At 72.1% G+C, this 14,693-nt stretch carries 18 protein-coding genes and 1 tRNA gene; 11 read left to right on the top strand and 8 right to left on the bottom strand.

Going from position 1 to position 14,693, the window contains the following annotated elements; translation table 11 throughout:
• Positions 1-81: 81 nt before the first annotated feature.
• Together J8M51_RS18765 and J8M51_RS18770 are read left to right on the top strand one after the other, a co-directional pair.
• Positions 82-2,088, top strand: coding sequence for a tetratricopeptide repeat protein (locus tag J8M51_RS18765; RefSeq protein WP_179203230.1), 2,007 nt, complete (start codon positions 82-84; stop codon positions 2,086-2,088).
• A gap of 97 nt (positions 2,089-2,185) precedes the next feature.
• A tRNA-Met gene (locus tag J8M51_RS18770) sits at positions 2,186-2,259 on the top strand.
• Between the two features lie 94 nt (positions 2,260-2,353).
• On the opposite strand, the gene J8M51_RS18775 is transcribed toward J8M51_RS18770, so the two are convergent.
• From J8M51_RS18775 to hisN, 3 genes are all read right to left on the bottom strand, one after another.
• On the bottom strand, positions 2,354-2,770 hold the full coding sequence (locus tag J8M51_RS18775; RefSeq protein WP_086758174.1) for a Fur family transcriptional regulator: 417 nt from the start codon (positions 2,768-2,770) through the stop codon (positions 2,354-2,356).
• Positions 2,771-2,988: 218 nt separating this feature from the next.
• The gene (locus tag J8M51_RS18780) at positions 2,989-3,381 is read right to left on the bottom strand and encodes a CBS domain-containing protein (protein ID WP_086758175.1); all 393 of its coding nucleotides are present in this window, start codon (positions 3,379-3,381) and stop codon (positions 2,989-2,991) included.
• Positions 3,382-3,565: 184 nt separating this feature from the next.
• Positions 3,566-4,366, bottom strand: a complete 801-nt coding sequence (gene hisN, locus J8M51_RS18785) for a histidinol-phosphatase (RefSeq protein ID WP_216590067.1) — start codon at positions 4,364-4,366, stop codon at positions 3,566-3,568.
• Between the two features lie 257 nt (positions 4,367-4,623).
• Here hisN and J8M51_RS18790 point away from each other — a divergent pair, with 257 nt between their 5' ends.
• A complete protein-coding gene (locus J8M51_RS18790) occupies positions 4,624-5,250 on the top strand; it encodes a TetR/AcrR family transcriptional regulator (RefSeq protein ID WP_086762348.1) in 627 nt (208 codons plus the stop codon).
• A 57-nt stretch (positions 5,251-5,307) separates the two neighbouring features.
• On the opposite strand, the gene J8M51_RS18795 is transcribed toward J8M51_RS18790, so the two are convergent.
• From J8M51_RS18795 to J8M51_RS18810, 4 genes are all read right to left on the bottom strand, one after another.
• Positions 5,308-5,631: a DMT family transporter gene (locus J8M51_RS18795; RefSeq protein ID WP_086762350.1), complete on the bottom strand. Its 324-nt coding sequence runs from the start codon at positions 5,629-5,631 to the stop codon at positions 5,308-5,310.
• A gap of 141 nt (positions 5,632-5,772) precedes the next feature.
• Positions 5,773-6,786: a ribosome small subunit-dependent GTPase A gene (gene rsgA, locus J8M51_RS18800; RefSeq protein ID WP_086762352.1), complete on the bottom strand. Its 1,014-nt coding sequence runs from the start codon at positions 6,784-6,786 to the stop codon at positions 5,773-5,775.
• Positions 6,787-6,802: 16 nt separating this feature from the next.
• Entirely contained in the window at positions 6,803-8,134 is a 1,332-nt protein-coding gene (aroA, locus tag J8M51_RS18805; RefSeq protein ID WP_086762354.1) for a 3-phosphoshikimate 1-carboxyvinyltransferase, read from the bottom strand.
• A gap of 137 nt (positions 8,135-8,271) precedes the next feature.
• Positions 8,272-8,994: a M50 family metallopeptidase gene (locus tag J8M51_RS18810; RefSeq protein WP_086762356.1), complete on the bottom strand. Its 723-nt coding sequence runs from the start codon at positions 8,992-8,994 to the stop codon at positions 8,272-8,274.
• A gap of 50 nt (positions 8,995-9,044) precedes the next feature.
• On the opposite strand from J8M51_RS18810, the gene J8M51_RS18815 reads away from it, so the two are divergent.
• From J8M51_RS18815 to rsrA, 4 genes are all read left to right on the top strand, one after another.
• The gene (locus tag J8M51_RS18815; protein WP_086762358.1) at positions 9,045-9,860 is read left to right on the top strand and encodes an SOS response-associated peptidase; all 816 of its coding nucleotides are present in this window, start codon (positions 9,045-9,047) and stop codon (positions 9,858-9,860) included.
• Position 9,861: 1 nt separating this feature from the next.
• Positions 9,862-10,509 (top strand): alpha/beta hydrolase family protein, encoded by a 648-nt coding sequence (locus tag J8M51_RS18820; protein ID WP_086762360.1) that lies wholly within the window; start codon positions 9,862-9,864, stop codon positions 10,507-10,509.
• 269 nt (positions 10,510-10,778) lie between these two features.
• The gene (sigR, locus tag J8M51_RS18825) at positions 10,779-11,450 is read left to right on the top strand and encodes an RNA polymerase sigma factor SigR (RefSeq protein ID WP_193242057.1); all 672 of its coding nucleotides are present in this window, start codon (positions 10,779-10,781) and stop codon (positions 11,448-11,450) included.
• A complete protein-coding gene (gene rsrA / locus J8M51_RS18830; protein ID WP_033525449.1) occupies positions 11,447-11,758 on the top strand; it encodes a mycothiol system anti-sigma-R factor in 312 nt (103 codons plus the stop codon). The genes sigR and rsrA overlap by 4 nt, the downstream gene beginning before the upstream one ends.
• Positions 11,759-11,869: 111 nt before the next feature.
• Here the strand turns inward: rsrA and J8M51_RS18835 are convergent, their stop codons facing one another.
• Complete coding sequence (locus J8M51_RS18835; RefSeq protein ID WP_086762364.1) at positions 11,870-12,235, bottom strand: hypothetical protein; 366 nt, start codon at positions 12,233-12,235, stop codon at positions 11,870-11,872.
• Between the two features lie 196 nt (positions 12,236-12,431).
• On the opposite strand from J8M51_RS18835, the gene J8M51_RS18840 reads away from it, so the two are divergent.
• The 4 genes from J8M51_RS18840 to J8M51_RS18855 are packed head-to-tail and all read left to right on the top strand — an operon-like array spanning position 12,432 to position 14,606.
• Positions 12,432-12,773 (top strand): hypothetical protein, encoded by a 342-nt coding sequence (locus J8M51_RS18840; protein WP_086762376.1) that lies wholly within the window; start codon positions 12,432-12,434, stop codon positions 12,771-12,773.
• Positions 12,770-13,606: a hypothetical protein gene (locus tag J8M51_RS18845; RefSeq protein WP_086762366.1), complete on the top strand. Its 837-nt coding sequence runs from the start codon at positions 12,770-12,772 to the stop codon at positions 13,604-13,606. The genes J8M51_RS18840 and J8M51_RS18845 overlap by 4 nt, the downstream gene beginning before the upstream one ends.
• On the top strand, positions 13,606-14,163 hold the full coding sequence (locus tag J8M51_RS18850; RefSeq protein WP_256966244.1) for a hypothetical protein: 558 nt from the start codon (positions 13,606-13,608) through the stop codon (positions 14,161-14,163). Before J8M51_RS18845 ends, J8M51_RS18850 begins: the two co-directional genes overlap by 1 nt.
• A gap of 53 nt (positions 14,164-14,216) precedes the next feature.
• Positions 14,217-14,606 carry a roadblock/LC7 domain-containing protein gene (locus J8M51_RS18855; RefSeq protein WP_086762372.1) on the top strand — a complete coding sequence of 130 codons (390 nt, stop codon included), beginning with the start codon at positions 14,217-14,219 and terminating at the stop codon, positions 14,604-14,606.
• Positions 14,607-14,693: the final 87 nt, after the last annotated feature.

Here is a 14,693-nt window from a genome sequence, read left to right on the forward strand (position 1 = left end):
TGTGGGCATGTCGACAAAACGCTGTAGTGACCTCAATGGCTGCGGTATACCAGGTGTACCCAGGTTGCAGGTGGTGCGACGATGGACGTTATGGGGGACAAGGCAACTCTGTTGGAGACGGGGCGGTTTGCGCAGCCTGCCGACTTTGGGCTGCCTGCCGACTTTGTGGTGCCCGCGTCCGCTTCGTCGGCCGAGTCCGTGCCTGCCGCGGAGGAGGACGAGACGGGGGACGCCGTGGAGGAGACGCGTCAGCGGCTCGCCGCCGAAGCCGGCGACGCCGAGGCGATGAGCGTCCTCGGCGCCATGCTGCTGCGCCGCGGCGACCTCGACGGGGCCGAGCCCTATCTGCGCGGCGCCACCGCCGCCGGTGACCGTGCGGCCGCCAACAACCTCGGCGTCCTGCTGCACCAGCGCGGGTACCCCGACGACGCCGCCGGCTGGTGGCGGATCGCGGCCGTTGCCGGGTCCGCCGCCGCCGCGCACGCGCTCGGCCGGCACCACCGTGAGCGCGGCGACGAACCGGCCGCCGAGTACTGGCTGCGCCAGTCCGCCGAGCAGGGCCACGCGCTGGGCGCGTACGCCCTCGCCGACCTGCTGGAGCACCGCAGCGACGCCGCCGCCGAGCGCTGGATGCGGGTCGCCGCCGAGCGCGGCCACCGCGAGGCCGCGTACCGCCTCGCGCGGGCGCTCGACCACCTCGCCGAGCAGGAGGAGCGTGCGGCCGTGCGGGAGGGGCGCAGGATCGCGCGCGCGGCGTTCGAGATCGGCAGTGCGAGCCGTGAGGCCGCCCGCGAGGGCCGCCCCGTCGTACGGGAAGGCCGCGGCGCCGCCGTGCGAGCGGGGGCGGGGGAGCCCGGCGGTGACAACGGTGTCGCAGGTGTCGCCGAGGAGGCCGAGCAGTGGTACCGCCAGGCCGCCGCGCGCGGGCACCGGCGGGCCGCGCTGCACCTCGGGGCGATCCTGGAGCGGCGCGGGGAGCTGAAGGAGGCCGGGCGCTGGTATCTGACCTCGGCCAAGGACGGCGAGCCGCGGGCCGCGTGCGCGCTCGGGTTCCTGCTGCGGGACGCGGGCGACACCGAGAGTGCGGCCGTGTGGTGGCTGCGGGCCGCCCAGGACGGCGACGGCAACGCGGCCAACGCGCTGGGCGCGCTGCACGCCGAGCGCGGTGAGACCCAGACCGCCGAGCGCTGGTACCGGGCCGCGATGGACGCCGGTGACGTCAACGGCGCGTACAACCTCGGGCTGCTCTGCGCCGAGCAGGGGCGGACCGCGCAGGCCGAGCAGTGGTACCGGCGTGCCGCGTACGCCGGGCACCGGGAGGCGGCGAACGCGCTGGCCATCCTGCTGCTGCAGGTCGGGGACGCGTCCGGGGCCGAGCCGTGGTTCTCCAAGGCCGCGGAGGCCGGCAGCGTGGACGCCGCCTTCAACCTGGGCATCCTGTTCGCCGGGCGGGGCGACGACGCGACGGCGCTCGTCTGGTACGAGCGGGCGGCCGCCGCCGGGCACACCGAGGCGGCGCTCCAGGTCGCCATCGCGCGCCTGCGGGACGGGGACGAGCGGGCCGCCGAGCGGCATCTGAGGTGTGCCGCCGGCGGGGGCAGCGCCGAGGCCGCGTACCGGCTGGCCGCGGTGCTCGACGCCCGTCGGCCGCCCGCGCCCGCGCATGAGCTGGGGGAGCCGGTACGGGAGAAGAACGAGTGCGAGGAGTGGTACGAGCGGGCCGCTTCGCAGGGGCATCGGCGGGCGCAGGTGCGGGTCGGGATGCTGGCCGCCGGGCGCGGGGATGTCGTCGAGGCGGCTCGGTGGTACCGGGTCGCGGCGGAGTCCGGGTCGCGGAACGGCGCGTTCAATCTGGGGCTGCTGCTGGCTCGGGAGGGGAGCGAGCCGGAGGCCGCCGTGTGGTGGGCCCGGGCTGCCGACGCGGGGCACGGGCGGGCGGCGTTGCGGCTCGCCCTCGTCTACGCGCGTCGGGGTGAGCTGGTGGAGGGCAAGCGGTGGGCCGATCGGGCCGTCGCTCTCGGACCGGTGGAGGTCGCGGAGCGGGCCGCGCGGTTGGGCGACGCGTTGCGGGACGAGTTGTCGGCGTAGAGGGCGGCTCAAGCCATGGCCCAAGCCATCGCCCGAGCCATGGTTCTTAATGGATTTGCGCTGGTCGATGGCGGTGACGTAGTGTTCTGTTCATCGACGCGGGGTGGAGCAGCTCGGTAGCTCGCTGGGCTCATAACCCAGAGGTCGCAGGTTCAAATCCTGTCCCCGCTACTGAAGATCTAGGGCCCGGAACCGATCAGGTTCCGGGCCCTAGATGTGTTCTGAGGTGAACGATGAGCCCTCCCCACGGGGGGCAGGGCAGGGGCTACGCCGTCGTGCAGGTCGGGCACACGCCTCGATAGGTGACCTCCACGTCCGAGACGGTGAAACCGAACCGCTCGGAGGAGGGGAGGTCGGCCAGGGGGTCGCCCGTGGGGTGGACGTCGCGGATCGTGCCGCAGCGGGCGCAGACCAGGTGGTGGTGCGGGCGGTGCGCGTTCGGGTCGTACCGCTTGGCGCGCCGGTCCGTGGCGACCTCCAGCACCTCGCCGAGGGAGACCAATTCGCCCAGGGTGTTGTAGACGGTCGCCCTGGAGATCTCGGGCAGCTTGGCGACAGCGCGCACGTGTACCTCGTCGGCCGTCAGATGGACGTGTTCGCCGTCGAGGACCTCGGCCACGACGCGCCGCTGTGCGGTCATGCGCCATCCGCGTCCGCGCAGCCGCTCCAGAAGGTCACTCATACCGGTCAGCGTAACAGCAGGTCGGAACAGATCCCGAACAGGTGTGACTTTGGAGCGTGCCTTGACTTGGATTTGGTCCAATGTAGGATCGGGCTCGATCGATCGAGGCTTCGGCGAGCGCCCGGAGGCCGCCGTCCAGGCCCTGTGCGGCCGTCCGGGGTTGGACCGCTCGCCGTCGGGGACGGGCCGGGATCTCCTGCGAGAACCCGGCCCGTTCGCTATGCCGTCGCGTGCTGCCGGGCCGGGACCCAGCAGCGGATGATGTCGCGGACCGAGACGATGCCTATCGGGGCGCCCTGGTCGAGGACGATCAGATGGCGGAAGCCGCCGTGGGTCATGGCGCGGGCCGCTTCCTCCAGGGTCCAGGACGGCGCGGCGAACACGACGTCGTTGGTGGTGTGGGCGTGGGTCCGCTCGGCGTCGGGGTTCTGGCCGAGGCCTACGGAGTTGAGGACGTCGCGTTCGGTCAGGATGCCGAGTCCGCCGGCGTCCGGGTCGAGGACCACGGCCGCGCCGATCCGGCGAGCCGACATCAGGGCGGCGGCCTGGCGGAGGGTGTGATCGGGGCCGATGGTGAGGACCACTGTGCTCATGGCGTCGCGGACGAGCATGGAGTTCAGCCACCTCCTAGGGAATCCGGTGAACCGCTAGTTCAAGGATTCACAAGTTCACAAGTGGGGGAACTCTCAATGTGGCAGGTAAAGCGGAGGTCAACAAGGGGGCGTGCGTGGCCAGTTCGGGGCGCCCCGGGATCACTCGGGGGCCCCGTACGCATCGGGAGGTGGTGTCGCCCGTTCAGTAACGCTGGGTCAGATACCCCAGCAGTTCGTCGTGGAGCAGGCCGTTCGAGGCCGCCGCGTCGCCGCTGTGCGGGCCGGGGCGGCCGTCGAGGCCGGTGAAGCTGCCGCCCGCCTCGGTGACGATGATCGCGTTGGCGGCCATGTCCCAGAGGGACAGCTCGGGTTCGGCGCAGATGTCCACCGCGCCCTCGGCGACCATCATGTACGGCCAGAAGTCGCCGTACGCGCGCGTGCGCCACACCTCGCGGGTCAGGTCCAGGAAGCCGTTGAGGTTGCCGCGATCCTCCCAGCCACTGAGGGAGGAGTACGCGAAGGAGGCGTCCGAGAGATCGGCGACGCGGGAGACCCGCAGGCGGGAGGCGGAGCTGAGGCTGCGGCCGGTGAAGGCGCCGTGGCCCTTCGCCGCCCACCAGCGGCGGCCCAGGGCGGGGGCGGAGACGACGCCGACGACGGGCTGGTAGCCGCCCTCGGCCGCCTCCATCAGGGAGATCAGGGTGGCCCAGACGGGGACACCGCGGACGTAGTTCTTGGTGCCGTCGATCGGGTCGACGACCCAGCGGCGGGGGCCGGTGCCTTCGAGGCCGAACTCCTCGCCGAGGATGGCGTCCCGGGGCCGGGCCCGCTTGAGTTGGCCTCGGACGATCTCCTCGGCGGCCTTGTCGGCCTCGCTCACCGGGGTCATGTCCGGCTTCGTCTCGACCTTCAGGTCGAGGGCCTTGAAGCGGGCCATGGTGGTCGCGTCGGCGGCGTCCGCGAGGACGTGGGCGAAGCGGAGGTCGTCGAGGTAGTCGGCCATGTGGCGAACGGTATCTGTCGAGGTCGGTGCGGGGCTACAGGGGACCGAGGGTCGGACGGGGCGCGGGATCGGGCGTACGGGGGCGGGGCGGCGGTACGACTGCCCGCGGCGGGGCGGGGTAGGGGGGGTGGGGCCGGCGGAGGGGGCCGCGCACGTTGGCCGGAGTGCGCCCCTGGGGGCCGCCGGAAACCCTTGACAGTGACTTGATGCGCGTCAAATCTGAGGGCCAGAGCCGCCCGCTCGCATTCAGGGAGGCGATGATGCCTGCAGCGCGGGAATCCTTGTTGGACGCCGCTTACACGGCACTGGTGCGCCGGCCGTGGTCCGCCGTGCGCATGGTGGACGTGGCGGCGGTGGCCGGAGTGTCACGTCAGACGCTGTACAACGAGTTCGGCAGCAAGGAGGGGCTCGCCAGGGCCCTGGTCCGGAGGGAGGCGGACGGCTATCTGGCGGGGGTCGACCGGGCGCTGGCCGCCCACGCGGACACCCGGGACCGGCTGGCCGCGACCGCCGAGTGGACCGTGGCGGCCTCCCGGAACAACGCACTCGTTCGCGCCATGCTCACCGGCTGCTGGGGTGAGCGGCTGCCCGCGCCGACGCTCTCGGCGGTGCCCTCGTCCTCGGTCGTCCCCGCGCAGCGGCGCGCGGACGGACCGTTGCCCGCGCCCACCGACTTCGTGGCCCTGGTGCGCGAGCGGGCCGTCGCCGTGCTCTCCGCGCCCGGCACCCCCAAGTCGGACACCGCGGAGCTGGCCCGGTCCTGCGAACTCGCCGTACGGCTCGCCCTGTCGTGCGTGGCCGCGCCCCCGGGCGAGGGCGGAGTCACGGATCTCGTACGGACGGCGCTGCCCCGCCAGCTGAGCCGGCCCCTCAACCCCCTGTAGGCGAGGCCGGGGCGGAACGAGAGGAGCGAGAGGAGGAGAGGGAGGCGCGGGCGCGAACTAGTGTGCCGAGCCCGACAGTTGCAGGCCCACGACCCCCACGATCACCAGACTGATCGAGACGATCTTCAGCGTCGACACGAGATCGCCGAGGAAGATCATCCCGTAGATCGCAGTGCCGGCCGCGCCGATGCCCGTCCAGACGGCGTAGGCGGGGCCGACATCGAGCTTCTTGAGGGCGAGGGTCAGCAGGCCGAAGCTGCCGAGCGCGAAGACGCAGAAGGCGACCGTGGGCCAGAGTCTGGTGAATCCGTGCGAGAGCTTCAGACAGACGGCGAATCCGGTCTCCAGAAGTCCCGCCACGACCACCAGCAGCCACGCCATGTCTCGTCCTCCCGTGTCCCCACGTTCTGTGACCGCTTGGTCCGTTCCCGGCTGATCTCGTCTGGTCCGGGTCCGACTTGGTGCGATTATGCACTTACCGGGTGGACGGGGGCGCAAACAACGCGGAGGTCAACGCGGAGGTCAGTCGCCTTCCCGCCGTTCGCGTGTCGAGAGGAGCCTGCGCAGAGAGTAAAGACGGGCCGGATCCGCGTGTCCGTCCGCCACCCACTGGTCCAGTGCGCAGTCCTGTTCGTCGTGGCTGCACGCGCGCGGACAGCCCTCCGTGCCCGGCACCAGGTCCGGGAAGGCGTTGATCACCCGGGACGGGTCGATGTGGGCGAGGCCGAAGGAGCGTACGCCGGGGGTGTCCACGACCCAGCCGCCGTCCGAGTCGGCGAGGGGGAGGGCGAGCGCGGAGGTCGTGGTGTGCCTGCCCCGGCCCGTCACCGCGTTGACATGACCCGTCGTACGGCGGCGGTCCTCCGGCACCAGGGCGTTCACCAGGGTCGTCTTGCCGACCCCCGAGTGGCCGACGAACGCGGTGACCTTGCCCGCGAGGTGCCGGCGTACGCGGTCGGCGGCGCCGCCCGTCTCCAGTTCCTCGCGGCTCGTCACGACGTACGGGATGTCGAGGTCGCCGTACAGCTCCAGGAGCTTGTCGGCGGAGGCCAGATCGGACTTGGTGAGCACGAGGAGGGGGGTGAGGCCGCCATCGTAGGCCGCCACCAGGCAGCGGTCGATGAGGCGGGGGCGGGGCTCGGGGTCGGCGAGGGCCGTGACGACGGCGAGTTGGTCGGCGTTGGCGACGACGACGCGTTCGTACGGGTCGTCGTCGTCGGCCGTGCGGCGCAGCACCGAGGTGCGGTCGGCGATGCGGACGATGCGGGCGAGGGTGTCCTTCTTGCCGGAGAGATCGCCGACGAGGGCGACGGTGTCGCCGACGACGGCCGCCTTCCGGCCCAGTTCACGGGCCTTCATCGCCATCACCACCCGGTCCTCGACCAGACAGGTCAGCCGGCCGCGGTCGACGGTGAGGACCATGCCCTCCGCGGCGTCCTCGTGCTTGGGGCGGATGTGGGTCCGGGGACGGTTGCCCTTGCGGTTCGGGCGGCTGCGGATGTCGTCCTCGTCGGTGTGCTTGCCGTAACGGCGCATGATCCCGGTCCGCCCGTCAGTTCTTCCCGAGCATCCCGGCCCACATGTCGGGGAAGTCCGGCAGGGTCTTGGCGGTCGTCGCCACGTTCTCGATCCGTACGCCCTCCACGGCCAGGCCGATGATCGCACCGGCGGTGGCCATGCGGTGGTCGTCGTAGGTGTGGAAGACACCGCCGTGCAGGGGGCGCGGGCGGATGTGGAGGCCGTCGGCGGTCTCGGTGACGTCGCCGCCGAGTTCGTTGATCTCCTTGGTGAGCGCGGCCAGGCGGTCCGTCTCGTGGAGGCGCAGGTGGGCGACGCCGCGCAGGGTGGAGGGGGAGTCGGCGAGGGCGGCGACCGCCGCGATGCCCGGGGTCAGCTCGCCGACCTCGCTCAGGTCCACGTCGATGCCGTGGATCGCGCCCGAACCGGTGAACACCAGTCCGTACTCGGTCAGTTCGCAGACGCCGCCCATCTCCGTGAAGATCTCGCGGAGCTGGTCACCGGGCTGGGTGGTGCGCGCGGGCCAGTCCGGGACGACGACCTTGCCGCCGGTCACCAGGGCCGCGGCCAGGAACGGCTGGGCGTTGGAGAGGTCCGGCTCGATCGTCAGGTCGCGGCCGAGCAGGGCGCCCGGGGTGACCCGCCAGACGTTCGGCTCGCCGCCCGACTCCGGGGTGTCCACCTGGGCGCCCACCGAGCGCAGCATGTCGACGGTCATCCGGATGTGGGGGAGCGAGGGGAGGGTCGCGCCGGTGTGGCGGACCTCGACGCCCTGGTTGAAGCGGGGGGCGGAGAGCAGCAGCGCGCTCACGAACTGCGAGGACGAGGACGCGTCGATCGCCACCGGGCCGCCGTCCAGGGCACCGCCGCCGTGCACGGTCAGCGGGAGGGCGCCCCGGCCGTCGTCGTCGATACGGGCGCCGAGGACGCGCAGAGCGTCGATCACGCCGTTCAGGGGGCGCTCGTAGGAGCGGGGGTCGCCGTCGAAGCGGATGGGGCCGTCGGCGAGGGCGGCGACCGGGGGGAGGAAGCGCATGACCGTGCCCGCGTTGCCGACGTCGACCGTGGCCGGGCCGTGCAGGCCGGTGGGCAGGACGCGCCAGGCCTCGCCGGAGCCGCCCGCTCCGGAGGAACTGGAGGAGACCGTCTCCTCGATACCGACGCCCATCGCGCGCAGCGCCGCCGCCATCAGCAGGGTGTCGCGGGAGCGGAGGGGGCGGCGCAGCCAGCCGGGCTCGCTCGCGAGGGCGGCGAGGACCAGGGCGCGGTTGGTGACCGACTTGGACCCCGGGACGTGGACCGTCGCGTCGACGGCTCCGCTCGCGATGGGGGCGGGCCAGAGGGCGGGCTGTGCGTTCAGGGCCATGCGGCCACTTTAGTAGGGGTTCGACCGAGGGGGTGCCTCGTGATCACCGTGGGCGGCCGCGGGGCCGTCGTGGTGGTGCGCGCCCACGCGGCGGAGCCGTCGGTCCATGCGCCCGCGCCCCTGACGGCAGGTCGGCCCTACAGCCCCAGCAGCCACCTTCCGCCGCCGGTCAGCGCGCACAGCGACACCACGTGGAACATCACCAGCCACACCGTCGCCGGAAGGTGCGTCAGACGGGAGAGCTGGTCGGCGTCGGAGTCGCCGGCGCCTCCGCGGCGGCGCTTGGCCTGGAGTTCGAAGGCCGGGCGTACACCCCCGAGGAGGAGGAACCAGACGACCGCGTAGGCGAAGGCGGCCTGGACCTGGGGGCCCGCCAGCCAGGAGACGACGACGAAGGTGCCGCCGGTGAGGATCACCGTCAGGGCGCCGTAGGCGTTGCGGATCATGACCAGCATGGCGACCAGCAGGATCGTGGCCAGCCACAGGAGAAGCGTGATGCGGCCGGAGCCGAGGAGCGCGGCGCCCCCGAGGCCGAGCAGCGGGGGCGCGGTGTAGCCGGCGGCGGCCGTGAGGATCATGCCGATACCGGTCGGCTTGCCGCGGCTGACCGTGAGGCCGCTGGTGTCGGAGTGCAGCCGGATGCCGGTCAGGGTGCGGCCGGTGAGCAGCGCGATCAGTCCGTGGCCGCCCTCGTGCGCGATGGTGATGGCGTTGCGCGAGAGCCGCCAGACGCCGTGCGGGACGATCGCGGCGAGTGCGGCGACCGCGGTGGCTATGACGACCCACAGGTCCGGGTCGGGCTGGGTGCCGAAGACTTCGTCCCACAGGCTCGCCAGTGAGGTGGCTGCGGTGCTTTCCATGGTCTGCGGTGGCTCCCTCGGCTCGCTTCGGATATGGAAGTCTGGCACTTATGTGCGGACGGTATGCGTCGAGTCGTAGGCCCGAGGATCTCGCAGGAATCTTTGAGATCGAGAAATGGGAGCCGGAGGAGACACTGGAGCCGGATTACAACGTGGCTCCCACCAAAGAGGTCTACGCGGTTCTCGACCGCCCTGTGAAGGACGCCGACGACAAGCGGCCGGTTCGCCAGCTGCGGAAGCTGAAGTGGGGGCTGGTCCCCTCCTGGTCCAAGAGCCCCGAGGGCGCGGCCCGGATGATCAACGCCCGCGCGGAGACCGTGCACGAGAAGCCGTCGTTCCGCCGGGCCTTCGCCACCCGGCGCTGCATCCTGCCCGCCGACGGCTACTTCGAGTGGGTCACGGGGCAGGGGGAGCGGGATCTGGAGGTCGAGGGGAAGAAGAAGCGCCCGCGCAAGCAGCCGTACTTCGTGCTTCCGGCCGACGGGTCGGTCTTCGCGATGGCGGGGCTGTACGAGTTCTGGCGGGACCGGACGCTGCCGGACGACCACCCGCGGTCCTGGTGGGTGACCTGCTCGGTGATCACGACGGAGGCGGAGACGACCCCGCTGGCCGTGGCCCCGGCGGACGGGCCGCACGCGCTGGCCGAGATCCATCCCCGGATGCCGCTGATGCTCACCCCCGACCGCTGGGACAGCTGGCTCGATCCCGCCCGTACGGACCTCGACGAGCTGCGCGGGCTGCTGGAGCCGCCGCCGGCCGGGCTGATGCGCGCCTACCCCGTCTCCACGGCCGTCAGCAATGTCCGCAACAACAGCCCGGAGCTGCTGACGGAGCTGGAGGGGCCCGAGGAGGGCACACTCTTCTGACGTGAACGAGATCGAGGCAGCGGCGAAGGAAGAGATCGACACCGAGGCGGGGACGGCCCGGGTCACGTGGCACGAGGCCGCGCGGCCGGAATACGTCCTCGCCGTCGGGCACGGTGCCGGTGGCGGGATCGAGGCGCGTGATCTGCGGGCCCTCGCCGCCGTGCTCCCGGCGCACGGGGTGACCGTCGCCCTGGTGGAGCAGCCGTGGCGGGTGGCCGGGAAGAAGCTCGCGCCCGCGCCGAAGACGCTGGACACCGGGTGGCGGGGGCTGTGGCCCGCGCTGGCGAAGCCGGGGCTGCCGGTGATCGCGGGCGGGCGCAGCGCCGGGGCCCGGGTCGCCTGCCGTACGGCCACGGAGCTGGGCGCGGTGGCCGTACTGGCGCTGAGCTTTCCGCTGCATCCGCCGGGGAAGCCGGAGAAGTCCCGGGCCGGTGAGCTGCTGGGAGCCGGGGTGCCCACGCTCGTCGTCCAGGGCGGGAACGACCCGTTCGGCAGGCCCGAGGAGTTCCCGGAGGGCCCGTACGGGCTCGTGGAGGTGCCGTACGGCGATCACGGGTTCGCCGTGCCGAAGCGGGCGCCGCTCGGGCAGACGGAGGCGCTGACGGTGCTCACGGACGGTGTCGTGGAGTGGATCGCGTCACTTCGGTGACCGGTCCGGCGGGTGGCCGGGAATGCGGAGCGGCGGGCCTTGGTTGTGCGGATCAGACAGCGCGAAAGAGCGTGCTGACCGCCGTAGGAGAGGAAGTCCGCCGCATGGGTTCGACCTATTGCCCGAGCCGCAGCAGCCGCGCTGACCTGGACTGGACGGTGCTGCACGCGGCCAAGAGCGGCCCTGTTCGGGCGGCGGCGGGCATGGATCGTCGTCTATCCTCCGATTCTGGTGGTACCGGTTTCGGTATCGCACAGACGCTGGAGGAGGTGGGTCCGGTCACTGGGACCGACGCAGGGACCGAACGGGGCCAGGCGGAGCAGCCCGAGGGCACCGAGACCGCCGCGGAGCGCAGCGCCCGTTTCGAGCGGGACGCTCTGGAATTCCTCGACCAGATGTACTCGGCCGCGCTGCGCATGACGCGCAATCCGGCCGACGCCGAGGACCTGGTGCAGGAGACGTACGCGAAGGCGTACGCCTCGTTCCACCAGTTCCGTGAGGGCACCAACCTGAAGGCCTGGCTGTACCGCATCCTCACGAACACCTTCATCAACTCGTACCGCAAGAAGCAGCGCGAACCCCAGCGCTCCGCGGCCGAGGAGATCGAGGACTGGCAGCTGGCGCGCGCCGAGTCGCACATGTCGACCGGGCTGCGCTCCGCCGAGTCGCAGGCGCTCGATCACCTGCCCGACTCGGACGTGAAGGAAGCGCTGCAGGCGATCCCCGAGGAGTTCCGCATCGCCGTCTATCTCGCCGATGTCGAGGGCTTTGCGTACAAGGAGATCGCCGACATCATGGGGACACCCATCGGTACGGTGATGTCCCGGCTGCACCGGGGCCGCCGTCAACTGCGCGGCATGCTCGAGGACTACGCCCGTGACCGCGGGCTCGTCCCGGCCGGCGCCGGAGAGTCGAACGAAGCGAAAGGCTCGGGCTCATGAGCTGCGGAGAGCCGCACGAGACGGATTGCAGCGAAATCCTCGATCATCTCTACGAGTTCCTCGACCGGGAGATGCCGGACTCGGACTGCACCAAGTTCGAGCACCACTTCGAGGAGTGCTCGCCCTGTCTGGAGAAGTACGGGCTCGAACAGGCCGTCAAGAAGCTGGTCAAGCGGTGCTGTGGGCAGGACGACGTGCCCACCGATCTGCGGGCCAAGGTGATGGGCAGGATCGATCTGATCCGGTCAGGTCAGACCGTTCCCGAGCATGATGTGACGGCCTCGCCGGTCACACCGCAGGAGAGCTGAACTGATCACTGGGCCCGTTACGGAGGCGGCTGTACGGCTGCCCCCGTAACGGGCCCAGTCGTGTCCCGGCTGTGTCTCAGCGGTCGCGCGCGGAGCGCCGGCGGAACGGGCTCAGACCTCCAGGCCGTTCTCGATGCGCTTCAGGCCGTGCCGGGCCAGCGCCAGGTTGCTGCGCGAGCGGTCCAGCGCCAGGTAGAGGAAGAGCGATCCCTTGCTGCTGGTCAGCGGGCGGATCAGGTGGTACTGCCGGCCCAGCGTGATCAGGATGTCCTCGATCACGTCGTTCATGTCCAGCGAGGCCAGCGTGCGCATCTTGGAGCGCACCACCTCGGTGTTCCCGGCCGCCGCGAGCTCCAGGTCGAGGCCCTGCCCACCGCCGAGGGCGCCCAGCGACATCCCGCTCTCGTAGTCGACCAGCGCGACACCGATCGCACCGTCGAGGGCCATGGCTTCCTTGAGCGCGGTCTCGATGTTCATATTGCTGCCCCAATTCCTCAGTGCTGCTGACCGGTCACTGTCCGGCCAACTACGATCGAACGCGAGTGACCCACCGGTCACAAACATCAACTTTTCTGCGTGTTTCGGAAGTTGGCGTTCAAGGTACTGTGCGGCGCGTGAACGTGGAGGGCGAATGGGGGGACTTGAGGAAACGAAGCCTGCGCTCCAGGCCCGCCTGGACCGGCTTCTCGACTCTCCCGGCGTCACCGGCGTAGCCCTCGTCGACGCGGTCACGGGCCTGACCTACGCCGTGGCGGGCGACGCCGCACAGGTGGGGACGGGGGCGGAGTGCTCCGATCTCGCCACCCTCATCTCCGAGCGGCTCGGCGCGGCGGGGGCCGAGGGGGAGTTGGAGAGCGTGGTCATGACCAGCAGGAGACGCCATCAGGTGCTCCTCTCCGTGGACCGGTCGGCCGGCGATCCGCTGCTGCTGGCGGCCGGTCTCGACCGCGACCGGGCGAACGTGGCCCTGGCGCTGCGCAGCCTCGGCGACCGGGCCCGCGAGGTGCTGGCGTGAAGACTCCCTCGGCACGCAACGTCCCCGCGCTTCTGCAGGCACTCCACCAGGAGGGCTTCACCGGCACCGTGCGGGTCTCCGGCTCCCCCGGTGGCACGATTCACCTGCGGGGCGGACTGATCGGCGCGATCGAGACACCGGGCGCGCCGACCGCGACGTCCGTGCTGCTGGCCTCGGGCCGCGTCGACGACGACGCGTGGCTCGCGGCCTGCGCCGCAGAACCCGACGCCGACCGGCTCGATCTGCACCTGTCGGCCACCGGTCTGATCGGCGCCGCCGAACTGGAGGTCGTCTGCACGGCCGCCGTGTTCGACGGGGCCTTCGCGATGGCGCTCAGCCCGCCCGGCGGCTGGGAACTGGCCGAACGCCGGCCCACCCTGCTCGCCCGGCCCGGTGTCGAACCGCGACCGCTGGCCGAGGAGACCACCCGCCGTATGGCGCTGCTGACCCGGCTGTGGGGCCCCGCGGGCGAACTGGCCCGCGCCCGGCCCGCACGGGTCGTCGGCCGCGGCGCCCCGGAATCCGACGGGCGGCTCACCCGGCGCCACCGCGACCTGGTGGAGAGCGCCAACGGCCGCCGCACTCCACGTGACATCGCCTTCGCCCGCGGGCGCGGCCTCTACGCGGTGATGCTGGACCTCGTCCGGCTGGAATCGCGGCGGGCCGTCCGCTGGGAGACCAGGCCCGCACCCGAGAGCCGGCCCAGCACCGCGCCCCGCACCCCGCAGGGGCACGCGGCGGCCGACGAACCGCCACCCAGAGCCGGTCCCCTGCCCAGACGCAGGCCCGGTGGAGGCTCTCCCACCGGAGACCTCGGAGCGAAGGACGGGTAGTGAGCCCCGACAAAGACCCGGCCCGCAAGCGCCGCATCCGCAGCAAGGCCGCCCGTCTCCGCAGGCGTTCGGTCCCCGGAGCCGCCGCGGACGACCGCCCGGCCCCGCCCGACGCGACCGCACCGCCCGCCGTACCCGTCCCCACGCACACGGCACCACCACCGTCCACCGAGCCCCATGGAGGCGCGGCCGAACGCCCACCGCCCGGTGACACGGACACGGCGGCCGGACCGTCACCGTCCACCCCGACCGGCGCCGCCGCCGCACCACGGCCGTCGCGCACCGGACCCGGAGCGACCGCCGGACCCGGCGAACGCGCCGAACCAGGCGAAGTCCCCTCGGGATTGCCGCCGTTACCCGTGCGGGGCGCGGCACGCGGTCCCGCGAACACCGGGGACGACACGTCGGACACCCCGGCCGTGCCGCCCCCCTTCCCACCTCTGTCCCTGCTGTCGGCCGAGGAACTGCTCGCCGACCAACCCTCCGTCGAAATGCTGCGGCGCGTCCGCCGCGGTCTGCGGGCTCTCCCCGAGTCCGACCGGCACCTGCCCGACTGAGCCGCTCGGACCGCACACCCACCGCAGAAGCCTGGACCAAGGAGCACGTGCCCATGACCACACACGCATCGACCGAATCGCTGACGGACATCCTGGTCTCGCTGCGTGACCGGGTGATGGGCGTCGCCGAGAGCGTCCTGTCCACCGTGGACGGTCTCCTCGTCGTCGCCGACGTCGACAAGGTCCACCCCGAGTCCGTCGCCGCGCTCGCCGCCGCCACCCTCGGCGTCGGCCGCCGCATGGCCGACCAGTCCGGCGTCGGCGCGCTCCGCGAGGTCGTCGTCCGGTGCGGCGCCGGACACGTCATCGTCGTCGCCGTCGGCGAGCGCACCCTGCTGACCGTCATGGGCGACGACGGCCTCGACATCGCGGCCTTCCAGCGCGAGTCCCCGGCGACCGTGGAACAGCTCAACAAGGCGCTCGCGGCGGACGTGGCGCACTGACCGGTCTTCACCGGTGTCCTCCTGCCGTCTTCACTGCCGTCCCCACCGACGTCTCGGCCGCCGTCCCTATGGGCGTCTTCATGGGTG

Origin of the sequence: Streptomyces griseiscabiei, from assembly GCF_020010925.1 — a bacterium.
Classification (GTDB): domain Bacteria; phylum Actinomycetota; class Actinomycetes; order Streptomycetales; family Streptomycetaceae; genus Streptomyces; species Streptomyces griseiscabiei.